Origin of the sequence: Clostridium sp. OM05-9 (genome assembly GCF_003481465.1) — a bacterium.
GTDB classification, from domain to species: domain Bacteria; phylum Bacillota; class Clostridia; order Lachnospirales; family Lachnospiraceae; genus Coprococcus; species Coprococcus ammoniilyticus.
In genome coordinates this window covers 311060-337398 of the sequence record NZ_QULF01000005.1, presented here as the reverse complement: position 1 = coordinate 337398, position 26339 = coordinate 311060, and the positions used below count along the sequence as shown (strand labels likewise).

The 26339-nt window shown below is 40.9% G+C and carries 20 protein-coding genes; 8 read left to right on the top strand and 12 right to left on the bottom strand.

From position 1 onward, the window contains the following. Positions 1 to 434: 434 nt before the first annotated feature. The 5 genes from DXB77_RS10405 to DXB77_RS10385 all read right to left on the bottom strand — a co-directional run bounded on the left by DXB77_RS10405 (position 435) and on the right by DXB77_RS10385 (position 6883). Complete coding sequence (locus tag DXB77_RS10405) at positions 435 to 875, bottom strand: thioesterase family protein (protein WP_117808115.1); 441 nt, start codon at positions 873 to 875, stop codon at positions 435 to 437. An 89-nt stretch (positions 876 to 964) separates the two neighbouring features. Next, positions 965 to 2638 (bottom strand): AMP-binding protein, encoded by a 1674-nt coding sequence (locus DXB77_RS10400; RefSeq protein WP_117784457.1) that lies wholly within the window; start codon positions 2636 to 2638, stop codon positions 965 to 967. 422 nt (positions 2639 to 3060) lie between these two features. Further along, entirely contained in the window at positions 3061 to 4416 is a 1356-nt protein-coding gene (locus tag DXB77_RS10395) for an ArsB/NhaD family transporter (protein WP_201815396.1), read from the bottom strand. A gap of 168 nt (positions 4417 to 4584) precedes the next feature. Further along, positions 4585 to 6036: a 4Fe-4S dicluster domain-containing protein gene (locus tag DXB77_RS10390; RefSeq protein WP_021944691.1), complete on the bottom strand. Its 1452-nt coding sequence runs from the start codon at positions 6034 to 6036 to the stop codon at positions 4585 to 4587. An 82-nt stretch (positions 6037 to 6118) separates the two neighbouring features. Next, positions 6119 to 6883, bottom strand: coding sequence for a YwaF family protein (locus tag DXB77_RS10385; RefSeq protein WP_173784033.1), 765 nt, complete (start codon positions 6881 to 6883; stop codon positions 6119 to 6121). A gap of 632 nt (positions 6884 to 7515) precedes the next feature. On the opposite strand from DXB77_RS10385, the gene murC reads away from it, so the two are divergent. From murC to DXB77_RS10355, 6 genes are all read left to right on the top strand, one after another. Beyond that, positions 7516 to 8898 (top strand): UDP-N-acetylmuramate--L-alanine ligase, encoded by a 1383-nt coding sequence (gene murC, locus DXB77_RS10375; RefSeq protein WP_118663181.1) that lies wholly within the window; start codon positions 7516 to 7518, stop codon positions 8896 to 8898. Positions 8899 to 9210: 312 nt separating this feature from the next. Further along, positions 9211 to 10374 (top strand): DnaD domain protein, encoded by a 1164-nt coding sequence (locus DXB77_RS10370; RefSeq protein ID WP_118663180.1) that lies wholly within the window; start codon positions 9211 to 9213, stop codon positions 10372 to 10374. A 19-nt stretch (positions 10375 to 10393) separates the two neighbouring features. Further along, the gene (locus tag DXB77_RS10365; protein WP_117808108.1) at positions 10394 to 11398 is read left to right on the top strand and encodes an ATP-binding protein; all 1005 of its coding nucleotides are present in this window, start codon (positions 10394 to 10396) and stop codon (positions 11396 to 11398) included. A gap of 96 nt (positions 11399 to 11494) precedes the next feature. Further along, positions 11495 to 12694 (top strand): ribose-phosphate pyrophosphokinase, encoded by a 1200-nt coding sequence (locus DXB77_RS10360; RefSeq protein ID WP_347559485.1) that lies wholly within the window; start codon positions 11495 to 11497, stop codon positions 12692 to 12694. Between the two features lie 336 nt (positions 12695 to 13030). Then, complete coding sequence (locus DXB77_RS12955) at positions 13031 to 13246, top strand: hypothetical protein (protein ID WP_147353815.1); 216 nt, start codon at positions 13031 to 13033, stop codon at positions 13244 to 13246. Between the two features lie 261 nt (positions 13247 to 13507). Beyond that, positions 13508 to 14581, top strand: coding sequence for a PD-(D/E)XK nuclease family transposase (locus tag DXB77_RS10355; protein WP_118663178.1), 1074 nt, complete (start codon positions 13508 to 13510; stop codon positions 14579 to 14581). Positions 14582 to 14711: 130 nt separating this feature from the next. Here DXB77_RS10355 and DXB77_RS10350 read toward each other — a convergent pair whose 3' ends face one another. Both DXB77_RS10350 and DXB77_RS10345 read right to left on the bottom strand, forming a co-directional pair. Next, on the bottom strand, positions 14712 to 16406 hold the full coding sequence (locus DXB77_RS10350) for an AAA family ATPase (RefSeq protein WP_117808107.1): 1695 nt from the start codon (positions 16404 to 16406) through the stop codon (positions 14712 to 14714). A 2-nt stretch (positions 16407 to 16408) separates the two neighbouring features. Further along, positions 16409 to 17461 (bottom strand): DNA repair exonuclease, encoded by a 1053-nt coding sequence (locus DXB77_RS10345; RefSeq protein ID WP_243100176.1) that lies wholly within the window; start codon positions 17459 to 17461, stop codon positions 16409 to 16411. A 638-nt stretch (positions 17462 to 18099) separates the two neighbouring features. Between DXB77_RS10345 and DXB77_RS10340 the strand changes: the two genes are divergently transcribed. Then, a complete protein-coding gene (locus tag DXB77_RS10340; protein WP_147353814.1) occupies positions 18100 to 18756 on the top strand; it encodes a carbohydrate-binding domain-containing protein in 657 nt (218 codons plus the stop codon). A gap of 62 nt (positions 18757 to 18818) precedes the next feature. On the opposite strand, the gene DXB77_RS10335 is transcribed toward DXB77_RS10340, so the two are convergent. From DXB77_RS10335 to DXB77_RS10325, 3 genes are all read right to left on the bottom strand, one after another. Then, the gene (locus tag DXB77_RS10335; protein WP_118483124.1) at positions 18819 to 20219 is read right to left on the bottom strand and encodes a DUF6034 family protein; all 1401 of its coding nucleotides are present in this window, start codon (positions 20217 to 20219) and stop codon (positions 18819 to 18821) included. A gap of 213 nt (positions 20220 to 20432) precedes the next feature. Next, positions 20433 to 20702 carry a sporulation transcriptional regulator SpoIIID gene (gene spoIIID, locus DXB77_RS10330; protein ID WP_117784465.1) on the bottom strand — a complete coding sequence of 90 codons (270 nt, stop codon included), beginning with the start codon at positions 20700 to 20702 and terminating at the stop codon, positions 20433 to 20435. An 88-nt stretch (positions 20703 to 20790) separates the two neighbouring features. After that, a complete protein-coding gene (locus DXB77_RS10325; protein WP_118663175.1) occupies positions 20791 to 22149 on the bottom strand; it encodes an AAA family ATPase in 1359 nt (452 codons plus the stop codon). A gap of 299 nt (positions 22150 to 22448) precedes the next feature. On the opposite strand from DXB77_RS10325, the gene DXB77_RS10315 reads away from it, so the two are divergent. Next, complete coding sequence (locus DXB77_RS10315) at positions 22449 to 23240, top strand: arginase family protein (protein ID WP_182427485.1); 792 nt, start codon at positions 22449 to 22451, stop codon at positions 23238 to 23240. On the opposite strand, the gene DXB77_RS10310 is transcribed toward DXB77_RS10315, so the two are convergent. Further along, the gene (locus tag DXB77_RS10310) at positions 23206 to 24792 is read right to left on the bottom strand and encodes a YARHG domain-containing protein (RefSeq protein WP_118500638.1); all 1587 of its coding nucleotides are present in this window, start codon (positions 24790 to 24792) and stop codon (positions 23206 to 23208) included. The two genes, DXB77_RS10315 and DXB77_RS10310, sit on opposite strands and share 35 nt — an antisense overlap. A 33-nt stretch (positions 24793 to 24825) precedes the next feature. After that, complete coding sequence (locus DXB77_RS10305) at positions 24826 to 26337, bottom strand: hypothetical protein (protein ID WP_118483116.1); 1512 nt, start codon at positions 26335 to 26337, stop codon at positions 24826 to 24828. Positions 26338 to 26339 lie beyond the last annotated feature (2 nt).

Genomic DNA, 26339 nt, shown 5'->3' with positions numbered 1-26339 from the left:
TCAAAATACATCATGCCCTGCAGCCATGATCTTCATAATCTTTCTTAACAAGTTTTCCTAACAAGCTCATCCATAATGCTCATACATAATACCTGATTCCGCATGGAAATCCCCTATATCAAGCCTATACTAGCAATTATAAAACAATGTGTCAACAGAGAGAATCTGGCAGGGAAACTTGGCAATTCTATAAAACCCTCTCCATGTCCGGATCATTTCTTTATGCAGAGCACTTGCGTTACGTGAGACACAAACAAATGTAGCTATAAAAAACGCCCACGCCGTGATCAGATATTTCTTTTGGCAGACCTTGTCTCCCGTCGGTTCTTGATGAACCGCTCTGCGGTGAATTTAGTACCGCTACGTGAGACACAGAACGAAAGTGTTCTGCATAAAGAAATGATCTGATCACGGCGTGGGCGTTTTTTATAATATTATTCTTCAGCCTGCTGCTTCATGAGCTCCTTGAAGAACGCATCCTTCTCCGGATAACGTTTCCGCATGAACACCGGCTTATTGTTCTCATCCAGCAGACAATGACAGGATGTGCCGACGCACCGAAGCTCTCCGGTCTTCTTGTCATGTACTTCATAGGAAAATCCAATACGGATGCCTGTGTACTCTGCAAGCTTTACATAGATCACAATGTTGTCTCCATATCTGGACATGGTTTTGTATTCCGCAGATACCGACAATACCGGAATAATGATATTGTCGTCCTCGATGGTCTTGTAATCCCATCCAATCTGCTTCATCCAGTCCAGTCTCGCTTCCTCAAACCATCTGATATAGTTAGAATGATGAACAATTCCCATTCTGTCAGTTTCATAGTAATAAACCATACGCTCATATGGCTTAATTTCCATATCTATCATTTTATGAACATCTCCATTTCCTGCCTGCTTCTCACAGGCTATGTCATTTCATCTGCCTGTAATCTATCCCAGCAGATAATCGTCCGGACTTATTTCCAGTCTTTCTCTTTGATCTCTACACGTCTTACCTTACCACTGATCGTCTTTGGCATCTCATCGACAAATTCGATCACACGAGGACGTTTGTAGCTCGCCATGTTCTCCTTGAAATAACGCTTCAGCTCTTTCTTCAGGTTATCATCGCCAACCGTTCCTTCTGTCAGAACGATCGTTGCCTTGATCGCCTGTCCTCTGGTTCCATCCGGTATAGCTGTAACTGCACATTCCAGAACATATGGGATCTTCATAATCTCATTTTCAATCTCAAAAGGTCCAACACGGTATCCGGCAACCTTGATGATATCATCCACACGGCCTACGAACCAGAAATATCCATCCTTGTCCATATATGCGGTATCACCCATGTGGTAATAACCGTCGTGCTTAACTTCTTTTGTCATTTTCTCATCATTATTATAAGTAGAGAACAGACCATATGGTTCGCCATCTGCAATCTTAATAACGATCTCACCGGTCTCATCTACATCAGCAAGTGTTCCGTCCGGTCTCATAATGTGAACATCATAGAGTGGGCTTGCCTTACCCATGGAACCCGGTCTCGGTGTTGTATTTTTCAGATTTCCGATTGCAAGTGTAGTCTCTGTCTGACCAAAGCCTTCAAAGATCGTAAATCCTGTCATCTCTTTGAATTTATAGAATACTTCCGGATTCAGGGCTTCTCCTGCGGTTGTGCAGTAAGTCAGTGCGGAAAGATCGTATTTGCTCAGATCCATCTTAACAAGGATTCTGTAAAGGGTCGGTGGCGCACAGAAGGTTGTGATCTTGTACTGTTCTACAAGCTTCATGATATTGTCTGCACTGAATACATCAAAGTCATAAACGAAAATACAGGTCTCGCATAACCACTGACCATAGAGCTTGCCCCAGAGAGCCTTACCCCAGCCGGTATCGGATACTGTAAAATGAATACCATCCGTCTTTACGTTATGCCAATATCTTGCTGTAATATAATGTCCAAGTGCATACAGATGATTATGTGCAACCATCTTTGGATGCTTGGTTGTTCCTGATGTGAACATGATGATCATGGTATCATGTGCATAGACTGTATCTTCACCTGTCGGACGTGCAAATTCTTTGCTGAATGAAAGGATATCTTTATCAAATGGATGGAAATGCTCTCTCTCACCATTTACGATAACCTTGATCACCTTATCATCCGGATCGATGGCTGCCATTGCATCCGGAATCTTGTCATCAGCTGTACATACAACAGCCTTTACATTTGCAGCTTCAATTCTGTATCTGTAATCTTCTACCTTTAAGATATTGGTTGCAGGAATTGCTACTGCTCCGATCTTGTGAAGTGCAAGGATCGTAAACCAGAACTGATAATGGCGCTTTAATACCAGCAGCACTCTGTCGCCCTTCTTGATACCAAGGCTCTTATAATAATTTGCTGCCATATTGGAATACTCTTTGATCTCTTTAAATGTAAACTTCTTTTCTTCCTTATCTCTGGACACATAGATCAACGCTGTCTTATCCGGTGTCTTTTCTGCTAATGCATCCACTACATCAAATGCAAAATTGAAGGTCTCATCATTTGTAAATTCAATCTTGCTTAATACACCATTCTCATCAAATGCTGTCTTGACAAACTTTCCGGCAATTCCTTCTTCCGGTTTTAACTCTGTTATCATACTGTCTGTTCCTCCGTAAAATAATGATCTATATAATGAAAAATATATTTCCTTTTTTCACGTTTTTGCAACTTCGTTCTCGGTTTTTCCAGACTTTATTCTGGGTTTTTCGTTAACTTCAAACGTAGTTTTGAAAACTACTTTACCTATAGTACCATATTTCACTTATCTGTCAACAGTTTTTTGCAGTTCATTTTTACAAAAAACGGGGGAATTATAACTACAACCAGCTAATTATATATTGACTTACGTCGATTTCTATTCGCTGCATATGCCTGATTCGTAAATACTCCTGTGCCAACTCGTCCTTCGGACTCAAACAGGCACTCGTATTTACTGGCACTATGCATCTCATTACGAAATCTTTGGTAATGTCAATATATAATTAGCTGGTTGCAGTTATATTCCACCTTTATTATAATTTAGAAATATCGCAGATAGATGCAGACCATCGAGATCAGAATAACGATAACGGATGCCGGAGCCGATACCTTACAATATTTGCCCCAAGAGATCGGATGACCTTCTTTTGCCGCGATCGACATTCCGACAACATTTGCCGATGCCCCGATCGGAGTCGCACTTCCACCGATATCTGTACCCATTGCCAGTGTCCATGCAAGAACCGAGAGATCCACACCTGTCGATGCTGCCAGAGTCTTGATAACCGGGATCATGGTTGCGGCAAATGGAATATTATCTACAAATGCACTTGCGATCGCGGATACCCAGATAATAATGGCTATCATTACCTTGGCATTTCCATGGCTTACCTTCCCGATAAATCCGGCTGCCAGTTCCAGAATACCGGTCTGCTCCAGACCGCCGACTACAACAAACAGACCAATAAAGAAAAGGATCGTCTTATAATCTACATTTTTTAAAATATGTCCGATATTCTTTCCTGATGTCAGAAGAACCAGTATTGCTATAAACAGACCGATAAATGCAACTGTCAGTCCGGTCTGTGCATGTGTGATAAGTAAGGCAACCGCACATAAAAAGATCACACAGCTAATGGCAAATGCCCGTTTATCCGTGATCGCAGATACCGGTGATGGATGATCTTTCTCCGAAGTCTGTGACGCCGAAGATGCAGTGAGTTCTTTCCTGAAACAAAAATAAAAGTAAAAAATAATAACCACCAGTGAAAGTACCGCCATCAGGCCGGTATTTGTAATAAAATCGGAGAACGAATACCGAAGGGATGTTCCGACAATGATATTTGGAGGATCACCACACATTGTTGCCGATCCACCCAGATTTGCACAGAAGATCTCAGACAGGATCAGCGGAATCGGATTAAAGTCCAGAAGCTGCGCCAGTTCCACCGTAACTGCTGCTAAGAACAGGATAACCGTGATACTGTCAATGAACATAGCAAGGACAAATGACATGATCATGAATGTAATAAATATCGGAATGACCCTATACCGAACGGCTTTCGCGATCGTCATACATAGCCAGCGAAAGAACCCCGCCTTTGCCATACCTTCTACCATAACCATCATTCCCGCAAGAAAGATAATCGTGGCCCAGTTGATACCACCCGTACTCTCGGATGAGGCTCCTGCCTCATACCAGAACGAAAGTGTAAAAATGTTTCTGATATTTAATGTTTCAAGTATCGCATCCATGCTGTGCATTGCTACACCAAATACCAGAACAAGTGTTGCCAGTCCACATACCAATGTGATAACATGACGCTCAAATTTTTCGGATATGATCAATCCGAACATAACTACAAAAATGGCAAGTGCCAAAATCTGTGCTACCATGCGTGTAACCTCCATTGAAAAAAATGCCGCCGGGCTTATTTTATGTTTCGTCTGGCGACATTTAATTTTCTTACTTTCTTCTTTATTTTCTTTTGTTGTTAATAGTTTCTGCTTTTCCCTGTAATATCAGAAGTCCCCACATCCGATATTACAATTACCTTCTTATATCTAACGGATCATATCAACCGTTTCTGCATTCTGTTTGTCCAGATTGTCCTTGATCAATATATCCGATGATTTTGCAAGTGCTGCATTTCTGTCACGCATTGCAAGATTTGGATCCCGGTGTCTCGATGGACCGCCGACACAGCCACCTTCACATACCATACCTTCGATGAAGTCTTCTGGAAGTCTTCCGACCTTCATCAGCGTCAATGCCTTCTTGCATTCGGTTATGCCACTGCATTTGCATACAGATACATCACCGGTACAGCCAAGTTCTTTCATACTTTCAAGAACTGCTGCGGTTACACCACCTGCATTTGCAAATTTCTTACCATAGATACTGCCCTGATCATCCGTATCTTCTTCCGGCTCCAGCTTTACACCCTTTGCACGAAGCATCGCACGAATCTCACCATAAGTCAGTGCATAATCTGCAGTATCCTTCTCTCCTGACATGGATTCCGCTTTCTTCGCGATACACGGTCCAATGAATACAGTAACTGCACCCGGAAATTTTTCCTTTATATAACGGGATGCTGCACACATCGGTGATACTGTCTCTGAGATCGCATCCTTTAATGTCGGGAAATGCTTCTCAATATAGTTCTTAAATGCCGGACAGCAGGAGGTTGTCTTCTTCTCCCCCTTCTCCTTGGCTTCGATCCATTCCTTCGCCTCATTCATGGCAGTCATGTCCGCTCCAAGTGATACATCTACAACATCATAAAAACCAATCTTCTTTAAAGCGGTTCTCCAGCTTGCCATCGTAATATCTGCACCAAACTGGCCGATCGTTGCAGGTGCAAGCATAGCAAACACCTTAATATCTGAACGCATCTTCTTAATGATATCCACGATAAATGTCTTAGAACCGATCGCGCCAAACGGACATTTATGGACACAGGAACCACACTGTATGCATTTGTCCTGATTGATCACGGCAATACCGGTACCATTATCGGCCACCGAGATCGCATCCACAGGGCAGCTCTTCATGCAAGGTCGTACCAGATCTGCGATCGCATTATAAGGACAGGCTTTTGCACACTGCCCACACTCTTTACATTTAGATGGATCAATATAGGACTTATCCCGCCCCATGCTGATCGCTCCAAACCGGCAGGCTGCCTGACAGGCTTTACCCATACACTTCTGACAGTTATCTGTTACTACATATCGGGAGATCGGACATCCTTCACAGGCGGAATTAATGACCTGTACGATATTTCCGTCATCTTCAGCACCCGGTGCTTTACCTTCCGCAAGCCGGATCCTCTGTCTGATAACCTCTCGTTCCCGGTAGATACAACATCGAAATGCCGGCTGCGGTCCCGGAACCATCTTATAAGGAAGACTGTCTCTTTCTTCCTCCAATCGTCCGGCATACGCAAGCTTGGCAACTTCATACAATACTTCATGTTTTACTTTTAAAAGCGTCGCATCGTTTGTTATCATTTTTTCTCATTCTCCGTATTCTATCTTCCGTATACGCAGTTCTTTCTGCGCATATTTTCTATTATTATGACTTTTTTCTCAACTAATTCTTCCTATTAATGTATACCACATTTTTACCACAAAAGGAAGCGATTTTGTCCAGTATTCCATATATAACCAAAATACAAAGAATAACTATAACGGCATACGTGATCAGATATGGAACATAGCCATGCCGCAGATAAACAGACAGAAATGGAGAACCATTGGACGGATAACAGAGGAACATAAAGTTGCAGCCCCAGATCCTGTTTATAACATAGACAGAGGGAACAACTGTAAACAAGAACAAAAAGATCTGCCAGATCCTTTTTATAGAAGGTTTGTATCTGCCGGATGTCAGAACAAGCACCGGAATGAGCACTAAAAGTCCATGTATCAAAAAAGAATTGATGTGCATGTAATTAAATAACGGATATCTGGTCCAGTCCGGAAATAACAATGCTGCCATTGCACCGGGCATACTGATCACGCACATAATTTCTCCTAGAAATTCCCGGTGGAAAAATGCAAATCCCAGTTCCACAAAAATCGCCAGTCCGCACATCTCAAACGGAAGATATGATATCCCCATCTCCCCAATCAGGATCAGATAGATATCTTTCAATGATTCCAGGCATATCGATGCTGTTGCCAATATCTTCAGGATCTTATCCTGTGTAGCAGCATCCACCCTTCTATATCTATGACTGACAACCAGGCATACAGATACGATCCCGACCAGCCACCCCATATGAATCCATCCAAATAACGAAAAACCACCTTGCTCCGGCAGCTCATCCCAATATCGAAAAAAATCTCCAAACATACCTATATCATCTCCATAACCAGACATTTCATGCGATATAATGAGCAAAAGGTGCTTCCGTATATCCGCGCCATGGTCTGGCGGTGTTATAAAATATCATTGCGAGGATTTCGTCGTGAACTGCGCATTGTCAGTAAATGCGGGTGCTTGTCTGAGTCCGAAGGACGAGTTAGCACAGGAGCATTTACGAATCAGACATGTGCAGTGAACAGAAACCGCAGTGAGATATTTATAACACCGCCAGACCACGGCACGGATATACGAAAGCACCTTTTGTTATATTTAAAAAAGAAAAGAGCCACCAAAATGGTGGCTCCAAATGAGGGGGGAAAGGATTCAAATATATGAAAAGCTTTCGTATTGTATGTTACAGTATATATGTGAACATTTCATGAACGATATGTGAACTATTTATGTTTTCCATGTCAAAAAAAACGACAAATTTCTGTTAATAATCACGGAAATCTGCCTATATTTGACATGATACCGTATAATTTTCTATTTTTCATTTTCATTTTGTCCGCATCGCACACTAAATTCTGAACTTTTCAATTTTTATGAAAAAATAATCCACTCCTTTTTTATCTATGCTATAATACTCACAAATATTCTTTTCAGGAAGGCGAAACATCATGTATAAAATTGATTTTAATCATCCAATAAATGTACATTTTATGGGAATCGGTGGTATCAGCATGAGCGGACTTGCCGAAATTCTTATTAAAGAGGGTTTTAAAGTCACCGGTTCCGATATGAAAGCATCCCATATGACAGATAAACTTTCTGACATGGGTGCTCTGATCAATATCGGACAAACCGCAAGCAATATTACAGATCAGATTGACCTTGTCGTATATACAGCAGCCATCCATCCGGATAATGAAGAATTTCAGGCTGCAAAATCCAAAAATATCCCTATGCTGACAAGAGCACAGCTCTTAGGTCAGATCATGGAGAATTACAAATACTCCATCGCGGTCAGCGGTACTCATGGTAAGACAACCACGACTGCCATGCTTTCTTATATTATGTTAGAGGCCGACGTTGACCCGACAATTTCCGTTGGCGGAATCATCGATGATATCGGTGGAAATATCCGTGTAGGTTCTTCTGATTACTTTGTAACAGAAGCCTGCGAGTATACAAACAGCTTCCACGCATTCAAACCATACATCAGCATTATCTTAAATGTTGATGCGGATCATCTGGATTTCTTCAGCGGCATTGAAGAGATCGCGGAGTCATTCCACACATTTGCAACAAAGACTCCTGAAAACGGAAAAGTCATTGTAAATGGTGATATGCAGTATTTTGATACCGTAACAAGAGATCTGAAGTGTCAGGTTATTACTTTCGGCGAAGATCCAAAGAACCATTACAGCGCTGCAAATATCCGCTTTGATGAATTTGGCCGCCCAACTTATACCCTTGTGATCGACGGAAAGGAGATCACCGACATCACACTTCATGTATTTGGAAAGCATAACGTATACAATTCCTTATCTGCTATTGCTGCCGCAACAGAGCTTGGCATCGAAATCGATGCGATCAAAGCAGGTCTGCTGCATTGTAAGGGTGCAGAGCGGAGATTCGAGTATAAAGGAACGATCCTCGACAATGTAAAGGTCATGGATGACTATGCACATCATCCAACTGAGATTGCTGCAACCCTCTCCGCTGCAAAGAATACAGACTACCATGAATTATGGTGTGTATTCCAGCCTCATACCTACAGCAGAACATATGCCCTTTTCGATGACTTTGCAAAGGTCTTAAGTGTCTGTGACCATGTTATCGTTGCTGATATCTATGCGGCCAGAGAGAAAGACACAGGTCTGGTATCCTCGAAGCAGCTCGCCGAAAAGATTGCTTCTTATGGAACCGATGCGTTCTATCTGCCATCCTTTATGGACATCGAAAATTATTTATTGAAAAATTGCAAAAAAAATGATTTGTTGATAACTATGGGTGCCGGAAATGTCGATTCTATCGGAAATGAGCTGATAAAAAAATAATTATCCACATTATCCACAGAGCTGTGTGAAGGAGTTTTCCTCATACAGCTCTTTTCATTTGTTTACATAAAATTTACTTTCTTTTTTTCACAAATGCCCTGTTTTAGCACCTGTTCCCGATGTGTTAGTAACAAATAATTTTTTTATCCAAAACTTCTCCACATTATCCACAAAATCAACATCCCTGTCCATTTTTCCAACCGACCATTTGTTCTATTTGCAATTTAAAAAACACATGCTATAATGTGAGCACTTCTTGACCAGAGAAGGTTTGGAGACATCCAAAAGTTATGAAAGGCGGGAAAAGTTACCATGAGTTACATTACAATTTCAACAGAAGCAAAGGAAACATTTTCCCTGGTATCGAATCATTTTATTGATTATTATATGACCGAAGCAAATGGCGAATTTGTCAAGGTCTATCTATATCTTATCCGACTGTTGTCCTCAAAAGCACCGATCTCGGTAGCTGATATTGCAGATCATTTCAACCTTACAGAGAAGGATATCTGCCGTGCGATCCGGTACTGGATCAGCGAGGACGTATTACGTCTGGATTACGATGCATCCGGCCAGCTTACAGGTATTACCCTTCTTCCTCTGCATGAAAAAACAAAGGAAGAGGCAGACACCTCCCTGTCGCTCGACAGCATCTCTTTATTAAAGTTTCCGGAAAAGAAAAAGAAGCCTGCTGTTCCAGCAGCAAGCAAACCGGTACATACCAAGAATACCATATCAGGACCGGAACCGGTTCAGAAACCGGCGTCTGTATTTCCGGAGAAACAGCCTTACTCTGCCGCCCTTGCAGCAAAGGCAAAGGAAGATGATGCATTTGCCGACGTGATATTTGAAGCAGAAACCTATTTCAGAAAAGAATTATCGGTGAATGATATCGAGATCCTGATCTATATTCACGATCAGTTAGGCTTCTCCACCGAGATCATGGAATATCTGATCGAATACTGTGTCAGCATTGAGAAACCGGATCTCCGTTATGCAGAGGGCATTGCCAAAAACTGGTATCAGGCTGGCATCCACACACTGGAGGAAGCAAAGGAAGCTGCTGAAAATGGCAACCCATTGTACCGTGCAGTCTTTAAGGCACTTGGTATCAACCGGAAAGCTCCAACCACAGGAGAAGTCGCATGGATGGATTCCTGGAATAAGGAAATGGGATTTGAACTGCCGGTCATCATTGAAGCCTGCAACCGTGGAATTGCACAGCATCCTCACGATGTAACATTTGCCTATATCAACGGTATTCTGAAAAAATGGCAGAAACAAGGTGTCAAAACAGTCGATGATATTGCCAAGGCAAGCACAGAATATCACGAAGCAAAAAAACGAAATACATCGCAAAAATCAAGTCAGTACAATGCTAAACCGAATGCTTTCAATTCATTCCAGCAAAAAGACATGTCGGCTGAGCTTGATGAAATGGAGCAGTTGTTCCTAGATGAGATAAATTCTCACTAAATAAGGATTATGTGTAATTATGAAAAATATAGATTATGATAGTATATTGTCAGGCTTTCAACGGAAGCGTCTTGAAAATGAAATTCTGGCAGACAATAGAAAAGCTGAAATATATGAAAAGATTCCTGAGATAAAAAAGATCGATCAGGAGATCGCTTCCTCTTCTATTCAGGCAGCAAGAAACAGAATACGAAAACTGCCTGTTAATATGGAAGACATCAACCAGAATAATCGGAAACTGGCAGCTTATAAAAAAGCTCTTTTAAAAGAACACGGATATCCGGAAGATTATCTGGAACCGATCTATGAATGTCCGCTCTGTCACGACACCGGCTATCAGGGAAGCCATCCCTGCAAATGTATGACACAGAAGGTGATTGACGAGCTGTACAACCAGTCCACGATCCGTGAGATCCTGGAGAGAGAGAATTTCTCTACTTTTTCCCTGAACTACTACAGCCGGGAGAATGATGGCACGCATAAGCATACGCCATACGAGAATGCCTCAAACACTCTGGCAGCTTGCAAAGATTATGTGGAGCATTTTGACGAATCCCACTCCGGTATTCTAATCTATGGAGAAACAGGACTTGGGAAAACCTTCCTGTCCAACTGTATTGCAAAGGCTTTGTTAGACAAAGGACACACAGTTCTTTATCTGACTTCAATAAATTTATTTGAAAATATTTTATCAGGCATTATAATGGGTAATGTGCGTGAAAAAGAAAAGATGATGTTATATGATTATATCTATAACTGTGAACTGCTGATCATTGACGATCTCGGCACCGAGGTTCCGAATACTTTCGTTAATTCCCAGTTATTTGAGATCATTAACATGCGCAACAACCGATCCCTTGCTACTCTGATCTCAACCAATCTGAGTATGCGGGAGCTTTCTGACCGGTATACGGAACGTATCATGTCCCGTATCATTGGTGACTTTAAGGTATTTCCATTATATGGAACAAATATCCGCTACACCAAACGAAAAGACCGGATCCAGAATAAAACTTCTAACTGATGGCATTGCAGTCTTCTGCATTTGCATATATACTATCAATGATACTAACAATATAAGGTATCGAATCATTACACTATAAGATTATGGAGGATATTTATCATGCCAGACGATAGCAAATTAGAAACCATACCCGTGGGCAGTCTCGGAATTGTCGCTCACAAAAGTTGTACAGGCCTTGGTGAAAAGGTTGATCATTATCTCGTAAAATGGAGAGCTAACAGAGACAATGTACACAAAGACAACATTGTTTTCCACGGATATGAAGCTGATACTTACCTGATCAGTGCCGATTGTCCACGTTTCGGCTCCGGTGAGGCAAAGGGTATTCTGAATGAATCCGTTCGTGGTAAAGATATCTATATTATGGTTGATGTCGGAAACTATAGCTGTACTTATACAATGGCAGGCCAGCCACAGCGTATGTCTCCGGATGACCATTATGCAGATTTGAAACGACTGATCGCCGCTATGACTGATAAACCAAAAAAGATCACAGTAATTATGCCATTCCTTTATGAAAGCCGCCAGCACAAGCGTTCTTCCAGAGAATCTCTTGACTGTGCCGTTATGCTTCAGGAATTAAAGTCTTATGGTGTTGACAATATTGTGACATTTGACGCACACGATCCTCGTGTCGTAAATGCCATCCCTAAGAGCGGATTTGAGAATGTACGTCCAACCTACCAGTTCATCAAGACCCTGCTCCGTACCACACCGGATCTTGAAATTGACAACAACCATATGATGGTCATTTCTCCGGATGAGGGTGCTATGCACAGAGCAATCTACTTTGCGAACCTGTTAGGTGTCGATGTCGGAATGTTCTACAAGCGTCGTGACTATTCACGCGTTGTTGATGGAAGAAATCCGATCGTTGCTCATGAATTCCTTGGTGATTCTGTTGAGGGCAAGGATGTTATCATCATCGATGATATGATTGCTTCCGGTGAAAGCATGATCGATGTTGCAAGACAGTTAAAGCAGAGAAAAGCAAAACGTGTTTACTGTATCGCTACCTTCGGTCTCTTCACAAAGGGTCTTGAAGTATTCGATAAGTGCCACGAAGAAGGTCTGATCGAAAAGGTCATCACAACCAACCTGACCTACCAGATGCCTGACCTGTTCAAGAAGGACTGGTACGAATCAGCCGATATGAGCAAGTACATCGCTCTGATCATCGACCACTTAAATCACGATGCTTCTATCAGCGAGCTGTTAGATCCTGCTGAGCGGATCAACGCACGTATCACTGAGTACAAAGAAAAACATACCATCTCTGATAACTATGAGATGTAATTAAGTATAACTAAAAACCCCCGCCTGCATCCAGCTCTATTGCAGGTAGGGATTGAAACGCGTTGCACTTTCTATTCGATTTGCACGCCTATTTGTCAGCAGTCGCCCAAACTCGCCTTATCAGGCTCAAACATGGGCTTGGTGCTGACAGCTAGTGCAAATTTCATAACGAAAGTTCCACTGATGTTTCAATTCCTACCTGCGATAGAGCTGGATGCAAGCGGGTTTTTCTATGTTATAAATAAGATTTATTGTCAATTGTAATCTGAGATTCCATAGCCGCCATCTCAGATTACAATTGACAACCCAACAAACAAGTGGCTCAGAGCCCATCAAATGACAATTAATAATAAAACTAATAACATCAACTTAACGGACTTATTAAAATCCGGAGATATAATGGGAATAAAAAAGAAAAAGTGCGAAAATATTATTGCCGAAGTAGATGCAGCCGTTAATAACTTTGAAACTTTTGCTGAAAATGAAAAGATTAGAGAAAAAACATATTCAACGATTCAAGGTGTGCTTGAGCAAAATAAAATAAATATATAACATTAACACTTATATTCTTATAAAACGATAAAAACAATTAATTTTCTTTACTGATTTGTTTACCCATTCTTTTATCATTTGATAAGATGCTATATAATTTCTTTCTATAACTCCTTGATTTATTTTCTTATTTAAGCTGAAAAATGCAAGTTATTACATCCAGACATACCATTTATTACATTTATGAACTTTTTCTTTTTATTTCTGGTAAGCTGACCTTGTCGATAAAACAGGCGCCGGAAATTAAGAGGAAATAAATTTATGTACAATGAAAATAAAAACAATAATATCATGACCACATCAGAATGTAACAGGTCAAAGTCTTCTATTACAAATATTAAACAGCTTTTCCCATCCCGAACCAAAGATGAATGTCTATTAGAATTAAAGAAGAATCCATCCGTTTACCGGACATATCTGAACTGGCCTGACAAATGGAAATCAAACTTTCTGGAATTCATGAAAGGTAAGAAAAGCCTGCCATTGACCTATGATCCATTTTTCAAAAAGCTGTTCAACCCAGATATATACCCGGAACGGTTATCACGACTGATCAGCAGTATCATCGGCACAAAAGTAACCGTAAAATGTATCCTGTCAAATGAGGACAGCATGCTGCCATCAACCTCTCTCCTGCTTCTGGATATCATCGTCCAGTTAGAAGATGGTTCGATCGCAAATGTGGAGATCCAGAAAATCCCATACACATTTCCGGGTGAACGGATGTCCTGCTACTCTGCTGATCTTCTGCTCCGCCAGTACACCAGAGTAAAAGGAGAAAAGGGAAGTACATTCACCTATCAGGATCTGAAAACCGTTTATACGATCGTGATGTTTGAAAACAGTCCAAAAGAATGCAACGATCCCAGATTATCTGATATCTACCTGCATCACGGAAAAGCAGCATTTGATACCGGGATCGACTTCCATCTTCTGCAAGAATACTATGTCGTTGCCCTTGACGTCTTCCGGAAAAGTAAGTATTCTAAAGATATCAACGAACTTAACGCATGGTTATCCCTGTTAACGGCAACTACCCTGGATGACCTTGCAGTACTGATATCCGACTATCCGTGGATGGAAGCCATCTGTATGGATATGTCAGAATATCTGTATCATCCGGAGGAGGTTGTTACCATGTTTTCTGAAGCATTACGAAAATTGGATGAGAATACAGTCAACTACATGATCGATGAATTAAAAAAAGAACGGGATGAAGCAGTCACTGCTCTGGCCGAAAAAAATGCTGCTTTATCTAAAAAAGATGCCGCATTGTCCGAAAAGGATGCAGAGATTGCCGCACTAAAGGCTCAGCTTGCTGCATTAAATAAATAGCAACTCTTACTCCCATAGAATATAACAAAACCCCTGCCGGTTTCCAAGTCTGTGCTGCTAGGGATTGAAACACGTTGCAGCACAGACTCGAAAACCGGCAGGGATTTTTTACATTTATTCTATTATTTATTTACAACTCCACATAATTATATTCCATAGAGAGATCATCCAGCATATCTCCAATGGCATTGTTTGAAGTAAAGATTATGACCTGATCGGTATCAATGCGGCTCATACAGTAGAGTGCATTTTTCAGACGGTGTTCATCATAGGCTGTAAAGATATCGTCTACAATGATTGGCATACGGTCTTTGCAGAGAAGCCCTGCGATGCACAGCCGGACAGCCAGATAGATCTGTTCAATCGTTCCGCTGCTTAGGAACTCGATCGGCATATAATGATCGTCGTCAAATACCGAAATATGCATATTTTCATCCAGTTTCACATCGTTATATTTGCCATCTGTAATGATACTGACGATCTCCGAAATATTCTCATTTAAACGGCCACCGAAATCATTATAAATATCCACCGATATATCATTGATAGTCTGGATCGCAAGGTCGATCGCCTTCTGTTCCTTCTCCATCACCTCAAACCGTTTCTGAAGCTCATCCCGTTTGCCCTTTAATTCATAATAGGAATCCCGCTTTGCTACGGCATCATGCTCCTTGAACTTCAACAGCTCTAATTTTGCATCATGTGCTTCCTGAAAATTCCGGTCGATCTCGATCCGGACTGTTCTGGATTCTGTAGCACGTCCAAGCTCATAGATCATCTGGTCGAATTCTGCCTCATCCGGTACTGCATCCGCTCCATCAAAGAAGCCCTTCCGGAATAATCCGTCAATGATCGTAACAGCCACAAATGCGATCGTACAGATTGTAAATAACTGCTGGATGGCTTTCTGGAAATTCAGCAAGTGAACCGCCAGCATAACTGCGGCAACAACCAGAATACCAGTCAGCATTATAATAAATATATTGTCAGTCAGCTTTTTCTGTGTCTTCGGACGGAACTCCTCGTCATCATCCAACGCTTCCACATCAAGGAAGATATGACTTCTGGTACGATCTTCGTCTTCATCCGGAATTGCTGCATTCTTCTCGTTTACAAGCTGTCTTGCCTCCCGTTTCAGCCGCGCGATCTCCATATTATAAGCATCCAGCTCTTCCCGGCGTTCTTCCCGGATTGCTTCCAGATCTCCGTCTACATCTCCAAGCGCATCCATCTGTTCATTTAACTGATCGATCTCTGCTGCCAGCTTTTTATTTTCAAAATTCCGGCGTTCATTTTTCAGATACCGGACCGCTTCTGTCTTATCAATATCGGCATTCCGGGTTGTGGTCAGATTTACCACATAATTGCCAAGATCCTCTGCCAGTTCCTTCCCCGGTGCAGCACCATGTTCTCCGATACAAAGGGTATTCGTATAGGTGCTTTTATCTACATCAAACAGGATGCCTTTATAAGAATTCGGATTCTTAAGCTGTACTTCTTTTCCTGTTTCAATCTCTGTCAGCGTTGCATTTTTATTTGTACGAAGGAAATTCCGCTCCAGAAGATAGCTTTTGTCATCTGTTACAGCGTATGCCTTTCCGGAATAACCACCGCCGTTTACCGGTTTGCGAAGCTCATAATTATCCAGCCTTGCTCCGATCCCTCTGGTCTTATCGATTCCATACAGCATGCCAACAATAAATTCTTTCACCGTTGTCTTACCGGATTCATTTGCACCGTAGATCAGATTCAAGCCCTTTTTCAGCCGGATCTCTTTATTATTAAATTTTCCAAATTCCTTTAATAACAGCTTATTTATATACATGATCACTTATCTCCAGTTGCAAGTATTGCTTCTACCCCATACTTTAATGCATGTTTGCTGATCTCATCCTCTGCATCCGCGAATCGTTCAATAAACTTTCCAAGCAGATTATCTTCATTATCCAGATGAAGCTTGTCCAGATCGTACTCACACAATGTATTATCCACGATCTCATAGATACGGTAGTTTCTCATCAGACCTGAAAAATCCGGTTTCAATCCATTTGCCATATGTTCAGACAGAATAATGCGGTAAATATTCTGTGTCCCCATATTCTCCATCTGCTTCGCAAGAACATCCAGAATCTTTGCTTCGCTATATTCCGGTTTCACAGCAAGCCCCAGATTAATATAGCTTCGACAGTTAAATGGCTCCCAGCGTATCTTCGTCTCACCGTCCTTAATCTGTCCATAGATAAATCCATGTCTGCCGGTCTCGGTCCGATCAAGCGGCTCTAACGAACCCGGATATGCCATCTTATTCTTCACGATATGCTTTGGTTTGTGGATGTGTCCCAACGCGCAGTAGTCAAATCCCGCCTCTGCCATTTGCCGAAAATTGATCGGAATATGCTTCTCATCTCCACCATGTGCCAGCAGAATATTGACCACATCCTCCATCTGCGGCATGATATCCGCATAGACATCTTCTGTATATTCCACCTGTCCAAAACTGAATCCTGTCACACAGACATTGATATCGTCCAGATATGCATTACTGAATGTGTCTGCCGGCATCAGCACTGTGTTCGATGTAAATTCATAACTCTCTGCCGGTGATCCTTTACTGATATAATCATGATTTCCCGCGATCATGATCGTTCTTGTATTTGTGAGCTTCGACAGCTTATAATCCAGACTCTTCAGATCCTGCAGGGATGGCTGTGCATGGAACAGATCTCCCGCGATCAGCAGCAGGTCTACTTTGCGTTCTTCTGCCACAGCCAAAAGGCGGTCAAATGTTGATTCGATCTCGTCTGCCCGCTCTTTGCTCCAGCTTTTATCTTTATCAGGAACAGCGCCCAGATGGACGTCCGCTATATGAATAAATCTCATAGGATAACCCCTTTTCTGTTTCTCAGCCAGAAAAACCTCTGGCAACTCACCCTTGATTATACCCCACCTGCCCCTATATCGCAATTAAAAAGATTGGCAAACATGGATATTCCGGTCGCTGCGCTATTTGGCATAGGGCGCTAACACATTTCGATTTCTATTCGATTCGCACGTCTGAGCGGAGCACTTAGCGAAGGTGAGTCAAAGACGAGACCTGAGGTTAGTGCGTGCCATGTAAGTTACCTTAGCGAAGACAAACCAAAGGTGTAGTCTGAGATTAGTAGAACTTACTATCAGCTAGTGCAAATCTCATTACGAAATCTACATTAATGTTAGTCGTCCTATGCCAAATTACACAGCAGCCGGAATATCCCAAACTACGAGTCTTTTTAATTTGCGATATAAAAGCAGGTGCGGTATACTTTGGCTATATTTTTAAGTTGATTTAAGTTATAGCTGTTATTTTATAGATAGAAACTTTTTTACAATAAGCAATTATTGGGCTGCATTTTCGTAGCACAGGAGCATGAGCAAATTAGGCATATACACCGAATAGAAAGCGCAACTTGTTTGCACCAGAATCGATCAGTGGTATACAGCCACATAAATCGGGGCAAATCAAATAAGAAATGAAAGGTGTGAATAGTAAGGATAACAAATCCGATCCATATGATAATTCAACCAACAACAGTGTTGTGACTATGAATGCAAATGCCGTCACCTCAGAAACCCAGACTTCAAATTCCTCTGACAATGCTGCAAGCTCCAAAAATACACAGTTCCCTGACAACAAACAGATGCCAGGGAATGCACCGGGCAGCATAGGAGGCTTTGACATGGATGCCGACGAATCCTGTGTCCTCACGATCAATGGCGGCACTGTTACGATCAACGCCGATGGAGATGGCATCAACAGCAATGGTTATTTCTACATGAATGGTGGAACTGTATATGTCGAAGGACCGGAGAGCAATGGCGACAGTGCACTGGACTACGGCATCTCCGCAACCATTACAAATGGTTACTTCCTGTCAACCGGATACTCCGGCATGGCGCAGAGCTTCAGCTCGGATTCTACCCAGTGTTCCTACATGCTAACGCTTTCATCAAATACAAATGGAACAACCACTGTTGTTTTGACCGATGCCGATGGAAATGTACTCCTGTCACATGAAACTTCAAAGTCCTACAATTCTGTCATCGTCAGTTGCCCGGAGCTTGAAGTTCGCAGCACCTACACCCTGACAGCCGGAGGTACCAGCCAGAGCATCACGCCGACCTCCACCGTCAACTAGGGTGGCAAGCCGAATGTCCACCGTGTATCGTAGTCTGTCCTGTAACAAACAAGCTGTGCTTTCTATTCGGTTGCGCTGGAAATGCCGCCGACTGCTTCGGCAAGCTTCATCAGGTCGAGGGCAGAGCCATCTCTGGCATCCAGAATGACAACCTGCTCCGGCAGCTCCGGATCCTCCGGATCTTCATATTCCGCAAGGATCCATGCCGGAACATATTCAAATCCGCTTCCATCTTCCTTCTGTTTCAGATAGTAAGACAACGTAATATCGTTAAATGCAATCTGCTTATATGCTGTCGGATATTTGGTGTAATATGCTGCTATAGACTCATTTGCTTTCTTAAGCATCTCATCAAAGGATAACAGTTCCACCGCCTGTGGGCTGCCATCTGCTTCTAGATAACTATTCCAGAGAGCATCGGTCACTCCATTTGCATCTACCTGAATCGTATATTTTTCGATCGAAACATTCACAAATCCATTTGCCTGACGTAGATTATCAGCAGTCCAGACTGCTACATCCGACACCGGCTGATCCATAACCGATCTTATGTATTCAAATGAATATCCGTCAACAACCGTCGGCAGATTCTGATCAGACGAACCATCGTTCCGATACAGCCAGCACAGATCCGATTCACTCTGTAAAATCGCATCCGATCCGCCAATCTTTGACAGAAATTCTTCAGCAATCTGCCTTGCCTCATCTACCGATAGTGAACATTCATTAATATCCGATTCCAACTCTCCATATTCATCACCCAAGCCGGTATTGTATTCTTCCAGGCTGGATGTGAATACACCGGTCGCACCTTCCATCGGACGATACTGCAGAAGATCCTCCTTTATCCGGAAAAGCGTATCATTTTCCCCTTCCTGAGGAAAACTGATTCTGTATTCCAGATCACCAACTGTACCCATATATTCATCCACGGAATAGTCTCCCGCATTTTCTCTCTGCTTTGAAGTCGTTTGCAGCAAACGGTTCATACGGTCAATATCCGAATCATAATTCGCGGCATGTGACGGATCTGCCTTTTTCTGCTGCTCGTACAGATCGATATATTCCTGAATATCCTCCTTTGACAGCTTGTCCATATTCTCCATATCATAATAGACATAGACACCCTTATCTGTGTCAAATAACTTTTCTACCAGATTTTTTCGATATTCCGGATCGATCTCTTTCATCTTTACCGGAGCTACATACATTGCACCGGTATTCGGCACAGTAATATCCGAATCTGTCAACCGGATCTCTTTAAGCCCGGTCGATCCTGCGTCAAATGTGGTATCACACGATTCCGGAATACTATATTTACTCTGAACGCTTCCGCCATCTCCATTACCTACATCCACATTATAATCGGTATCTTTTTTCCCACACGCGGACAAAGCTGCAATACATGCAAATGCCGCTGCCATTACCACAAACTTTTTCTTTCTCCATAACTTCTGTCTCATTGTAATCGCCTCCGTTAACTATCTTTTACCCCTTATTCTCGTACATTCTCCTTGTTATATCTATTTTTTATTTTAACCAATCTCATCTGATAACACAAGTAAACTAAAAAAGAGAAGCAATCTTTTCCAAATTGCCTCTCTGCATCATCATCTCATGTCATTTTCTGACTCCATATCTTTTCGCCTTATACCAATCTATACAAATATTTTTATTCATTGTCCCTCTTGTTCTTCCCGCTCATGCAGATATTTCTCCTTCGTCGCCATTCCTCCCCGGATGTGCCGCTCCGCTTTATTCACATCCAAAACAACCCGGATCCTTGCCGCCAGAAATGGATTGATCTTTACCAGTCGTTCCGTCACATCTTTATGTACCGTGCTTTTGCTTACTCCGAATTTCTTTGCTGTCTGCCGGACAGTCGCTCCGCTTTCTACGATATATTGTCCAATTTCTTCTGCTCTTTCTTCAATATAATCTCTCAAAAAAATTCCCCTGCAAATCTCATTTTTACAATGTATGCAGAGGAATTTTTGTCTATGTCTATCTGATGGAATGAACATAGAATTATTTTTATTCTATTAATGCGCTTAGATCAAGCTTATATATCATATCTCCCAGTTTTTTTTCCTTATTCAAAAATGTTACCATATAAATAGGATAATATATAATATTGTCTTTTTTATTTACATTACCATTACAGAAAACAAACGCCTCATGAATATTATATCTAGGATTTTTCATGCAATTATTAAGAGCCGCATGTCTTTCATAATCTTTTCCTGATTTTATCTCAATAGGCAATACGCAATTTTCATATTCGATAATAAAATCTAATTCTCCAGATCGATTATTGTTATAATAAAACAAATTAAATCCATGACATTTCAACTCCTGTGCAACAACATTTTCATATATTGCACCATAATTTATATTGAGCTCATTCATCAACATTTTCTTTTGAATTCCATTTGCATACATGGCTGTAAGAAGTCCTACATCTGCAAGAAACAACTTAAATAAATTAGTCGATTTGGATATAAGCAACGGTAACATGGGTTCCGATACACAAAATACCGGAAGCGCAACCCCTGCATCCTTCAGCCATATAAAACTATTCTCATATCTGGAAAGCTTAAAATTTTCATTAAGATTTTTCATAATAAATCGTTTATTCTTATTGTTCAATTCACTTGGAATCAGATCAAATATGTCTTCCAAATATAATTTGCTTTCCGGATCATACTTAGCAATATCTTTTTTATATTGCATTATAATCTGGCTTTGCAAATCAATAACATTCTGAAGATTATTTGTATCAATATATTGCTTAACCACCTCTGGCATTCCGCCAACGATCAAATATAAGCGAAATAATTCCAACATTTTTTCATGTATAACTTCATCTACGACTTTTTTGTTTATAAAGCAATCCTTTAATGAGTCCAATATCCGTTGGCTCACATTGTTTGCCATACAGAACTCTTCAAAATCCATAGGATACATTTCTATAACCTGCAAATATCCGACAGGAATTGATCGAATATCCTTTAATTCAACACCAAGAAGAGAACCACTTAATACATATTTATAATTTCCTTCTTCAACCAAAAATTTTATTGCCGTAACTATCTCCTTACACTCCTGTACCTCATCCAAAAAAATAATCGTTTCACCTTTTATTAATTCACCTTCTGTAAATGCCGATAATCTGAGCAAAAAATCGCGTGTATTTTTAAAATCCGAAAATAATTTTTTTGCCTCTTTATTCTCAATAAAATTGATTTCAACAAAAGAAGCTGTGGTTTCCTTTATACATTCTCTAATTATATATGTTTTACCGATCTGTCTAGCTCCAGTAACAAGCAAAGCCTTCTTTTTGGCATCCTGATTCAAAAAATTCAAAATATCATTTTTTATTTTTCTTCTCATTCTACACCTTCTTTCATATTTTCATATATATTATGCCATATCTTTGTCCGTTTATACAAGGTTATTTTTGCATTTCTGTCCGTTTATACAAGGTTATTTTTATATTTTTTGTCCGTTTATACAAGATTTGTACATTATTTTTGAACCATGATATAATGAACGCAAAATTATTTGCTCGCAAGGATGCTGATTTTGTGGAATGCATAGAATGTGCGAAGCACATGATATAATGAGCGCAAAATCACTTGCTTGCAAGGGTGCTGATTTTGCGGAATGCATTGAAGAAAGAAGTTTTGATAATGAACAACAAACCAAACAACTACATCCTGGATTTTACGCATGTATACTGCGATGAAGATATGAAGGATAACCCACGGTTTCACTGGATCGACTGCTCTGACATTGAAGGCTGCGACCTGTATTGTTCAGATGAAGCCGCTGCCGAGATCCGGAAACGCATCATGCCATATGGAATCAACGGTATCCATTTTATTGACTCCGGGAATTTTCATTATGTAACAAAGATAACAACCGACCAGATCAAACGACCGTTCTCGCTCGTAGTATTCGACCACCATACAGATATGCAGCGACCACTCGTTGACGGAATGATGAGCTGTGGTGACTGGGCGGGGCTTGTTCTGGACCAGAATCCAAATCTGAAACAGTTAATTCTGATCGGACCGGAAGCAGCCGACATTTTCCAGATTGATGCAGTACGCAAAGACCGTCTTCTGACCTTTTCTGCTGAAGAACTAAAAAATGGGACTGCCCGAAAGAAATCAGCAAACATCCTCTCAGGTGTCCCATTTTATATTTCTATTGATAAAGATGTTCTCTCTACCCGTTTCACAGAAACCAACTGGAATCAGGGCGACATGTCACTTGACATGTTGGAACATCTGCTTGGCATCATCTTAAGCCATGAAACCGTATGCGGCATCGATATCTGCGGTGAATGCCAACCGGATCTACCACTTCCAGAATACATGGAAGACGAAGAAAAAAATGAACGTATAAATCATGAGCTGATTGATTTTATTCAATCACATATTTCTAACGATACCCCATCCGTTTCTCATAATCGATGATATAATCCCTGTTTGCAAGCTCATACTGATTAAACATTGCTGTATCATCGAAATCATCCGGATCAATCGTTCCATTGTACCAGCTCTTGGAATTGAAATATGCCTGATAATCCGGATCATTAAATTTTCTTCCATGGCGGGCATATATTTCGTTAAGAGCGAGACGGCATTCATCCGGTGTCAGCCCATCCAGGTCACTATCTGATATGTATTCAGAATCACTATTCGGAAGCATATACTCGGAATCTGAAGTATCCCCTGTTTCCTGTGAGCCTGACTGGTTATCTGTATTGGCGAGCACCTTAGAATTATAATTATCACTTTCTCCGCTATATTCACAAGCTCCATCCAACGCCAATACCGTAACCATATGGTAATAATAATTTGCTCCTGCCATAGAATAAATCTTTGCAACAGCTCCCAGGGTTCCATTTTCATCAATATATGGAAGTGCCTCTGCAACATTTTCAGACGCTATTGTTTCATTGTAAACGACATCATAATAGTCATCTGTATCTTTAAAGCTTCCATACAATGAATAAAAGCAGGCATCCATGGTATCCTGTGCATCCTGTTCATAATCTGCTTCATCTATATTCAGTTCTGCAAGCAGATCCTTCTTCGTAAGCAGCTTATCCTTTTTCAGATCCAGAACATACACATTATACTCAACCATATCTGCATCAAATTGAAGCGGTATGATCAACGATAATATATTGCCATACAGAGTCCATTTATAACTGATTCCCATACAACCCGATCCATATTCATCTGTATTTTCTATGTATTTCTGTGCAAGCTTCTCGATTCTTTTATTTACTTCGTCACATGCTGCACCGTCATAATTTATGTAAGGCAAATAATATACACCTGTATAATTTACAGTTTCTACCTGTGCTGACATATCGGAATCAATAACCATATCTGCACTGTATGCAGTCTGTGCCTCACTTGTATTCTCTGAACAATTTTTCTCCGTAACCTGAGCATCTGTTGATGTATCTGTTGACAAATCCTTTGATGCATCTGTTATCATTTCTGTCTGATCTTCGGAAACCTCACTTTGTTTTGTAGTGACTTTATCGGAAGCTTCATCCTTTTTCCCATTCGAAGCATAGTAGATCTCTGCAGATAAACCTGCTGCCAGGATAGCGAAGCATATAAATATCGCCCGTTTCCATCCGCCAAATTTTCCTAAAATCAAAGGGCAAAATAATACAGCAGCCAACATCATAACTGCTCCAGCCAGATACTGTCCCATAATAAAAAACACTACAGCAACTATGATGCCACATACCGTCGCACTCCAAAAACGAAACTTCTGGTATCCTGTCAATGAAGTTGTTTCTGTTCCCTTCTTGCTCTCTCTATCATTATGGCCATTTTGCAAATCAGGCTGAATATAATCAAAAGTCTGAGTATTGTATTCTATATTCTGAGACTGACCAGATTCGGAAATTTGCTCCGGTGAGGTCTGTTCTACAGGTTGTCCGCAATTTGGACATACCGCCCATTCATCCTGTAATTCTTTTCCACAATTACTGCAAAACATATTTTTCACCTTCCCTTTCTTCTATTCATTTATCTATGGTGTATACTCATACTCACTTTTATCGTATATTCCTCCATATTCATTAAACAAATCCCGGTCAGATATAGCCAGATAAATTCTTTCATATTGAGGATTATATGTCAGCATTGCACCATCTGAATAATAAATAAATACCCCATTTTCATTAATATAATCCGGTATTAATTCAAACGACCATGACAATGTATAGCCACTATACATTAACTGCAAATAACGATCACTCATATTAATAACCTGCAGATTGGAACCATTTCCTACTTGTGTATACATAGCACTGTAATTTGTATACCAATACAGATCATTCTCGTTATAACTTACGGATTCATCCTGTGTTACATCTGATCCCGGCCGGGTTGCCAGACATAATTTATATTCTCCACACACTGTCATGCTGATGCGACTGGTATCTTCATTTGCATTTGCAGGAAAATCAAAAACTACCTCCACATTAGCTCCTGTATTTCCCGCCAAATTACCAGATTCCCAATCTGACCAGATTCTTTTGCAGGCTACTCCATCATTGTCAACATCACTAAATATATTGGATGATACAAATCCAGATGTCATTTCATCCTTATTATAGACATAAACTGTGCAATGGACTTCCAACCCTTGACCATCATTTCTTGCCCGGACACGCGCATTTTTTACCTGAACGCTCCAGTATGGATCCTGATCTATAGTCTCCATTAGATAATACACATCGGAAGATACATCTGCCTTCTCACTCTTTTCTTCCGCCGCCTCCGTTGTATTTACAGTCTGCTGCTCTGTCGTAACCACGCTTTCCTCTGTTTTATCCTGTTTTGTCCCACTCTCACCAAACAAACGGCTATTGTAATCCTCAAAAAGACTTTCATTTGATTTGCCATCATAAATTACATCATGTAATACCGGATAGCCATCACTATTAAAACCAAATATTACAGATTCATCCACACCATCCGGTTCTGTAAAACTGACTGTTACATATTCTTTATCATCAACTTTCTCATACGACCAATCCAGTTCATCCTCACTATAAGCAAATCCAAAAAAGTCCTCTATCGTATAATCTGCGGTCGCCATCGGATATGTCTTAATATATTCAATACAGCCCTCTTCCCTCAAAGCATCATCCCAGTACCAGGTAAAAATACCAAGCAACACCAATATGGCACTGCCGATAATCAACAGAACTTTCTTTGATCCTGCCTTTTTTATCAACCAAGGCATTGCCAATATTCCGGCTATCGCAAATACAATACCCGATATGATATGTCCCATTGGAAAAGCTATAACAGCAACAAGAAACATTCCAATAAACATCCATTTCAAACGTGCCATCTTTGATTCATGATAGGCTTCCCTCAATATCTTTGATCCGCTTTCTTTTTCCTCCGAGTCACTTGAATTGTTCAAATTAATATTGGATATATTATTTGTTTGATTCTGCATATTGCCTGCGGATCTACCGCAATAAGGGCAAAAATTCCCATCAAAATCATGTCCACATATACATTTCATAT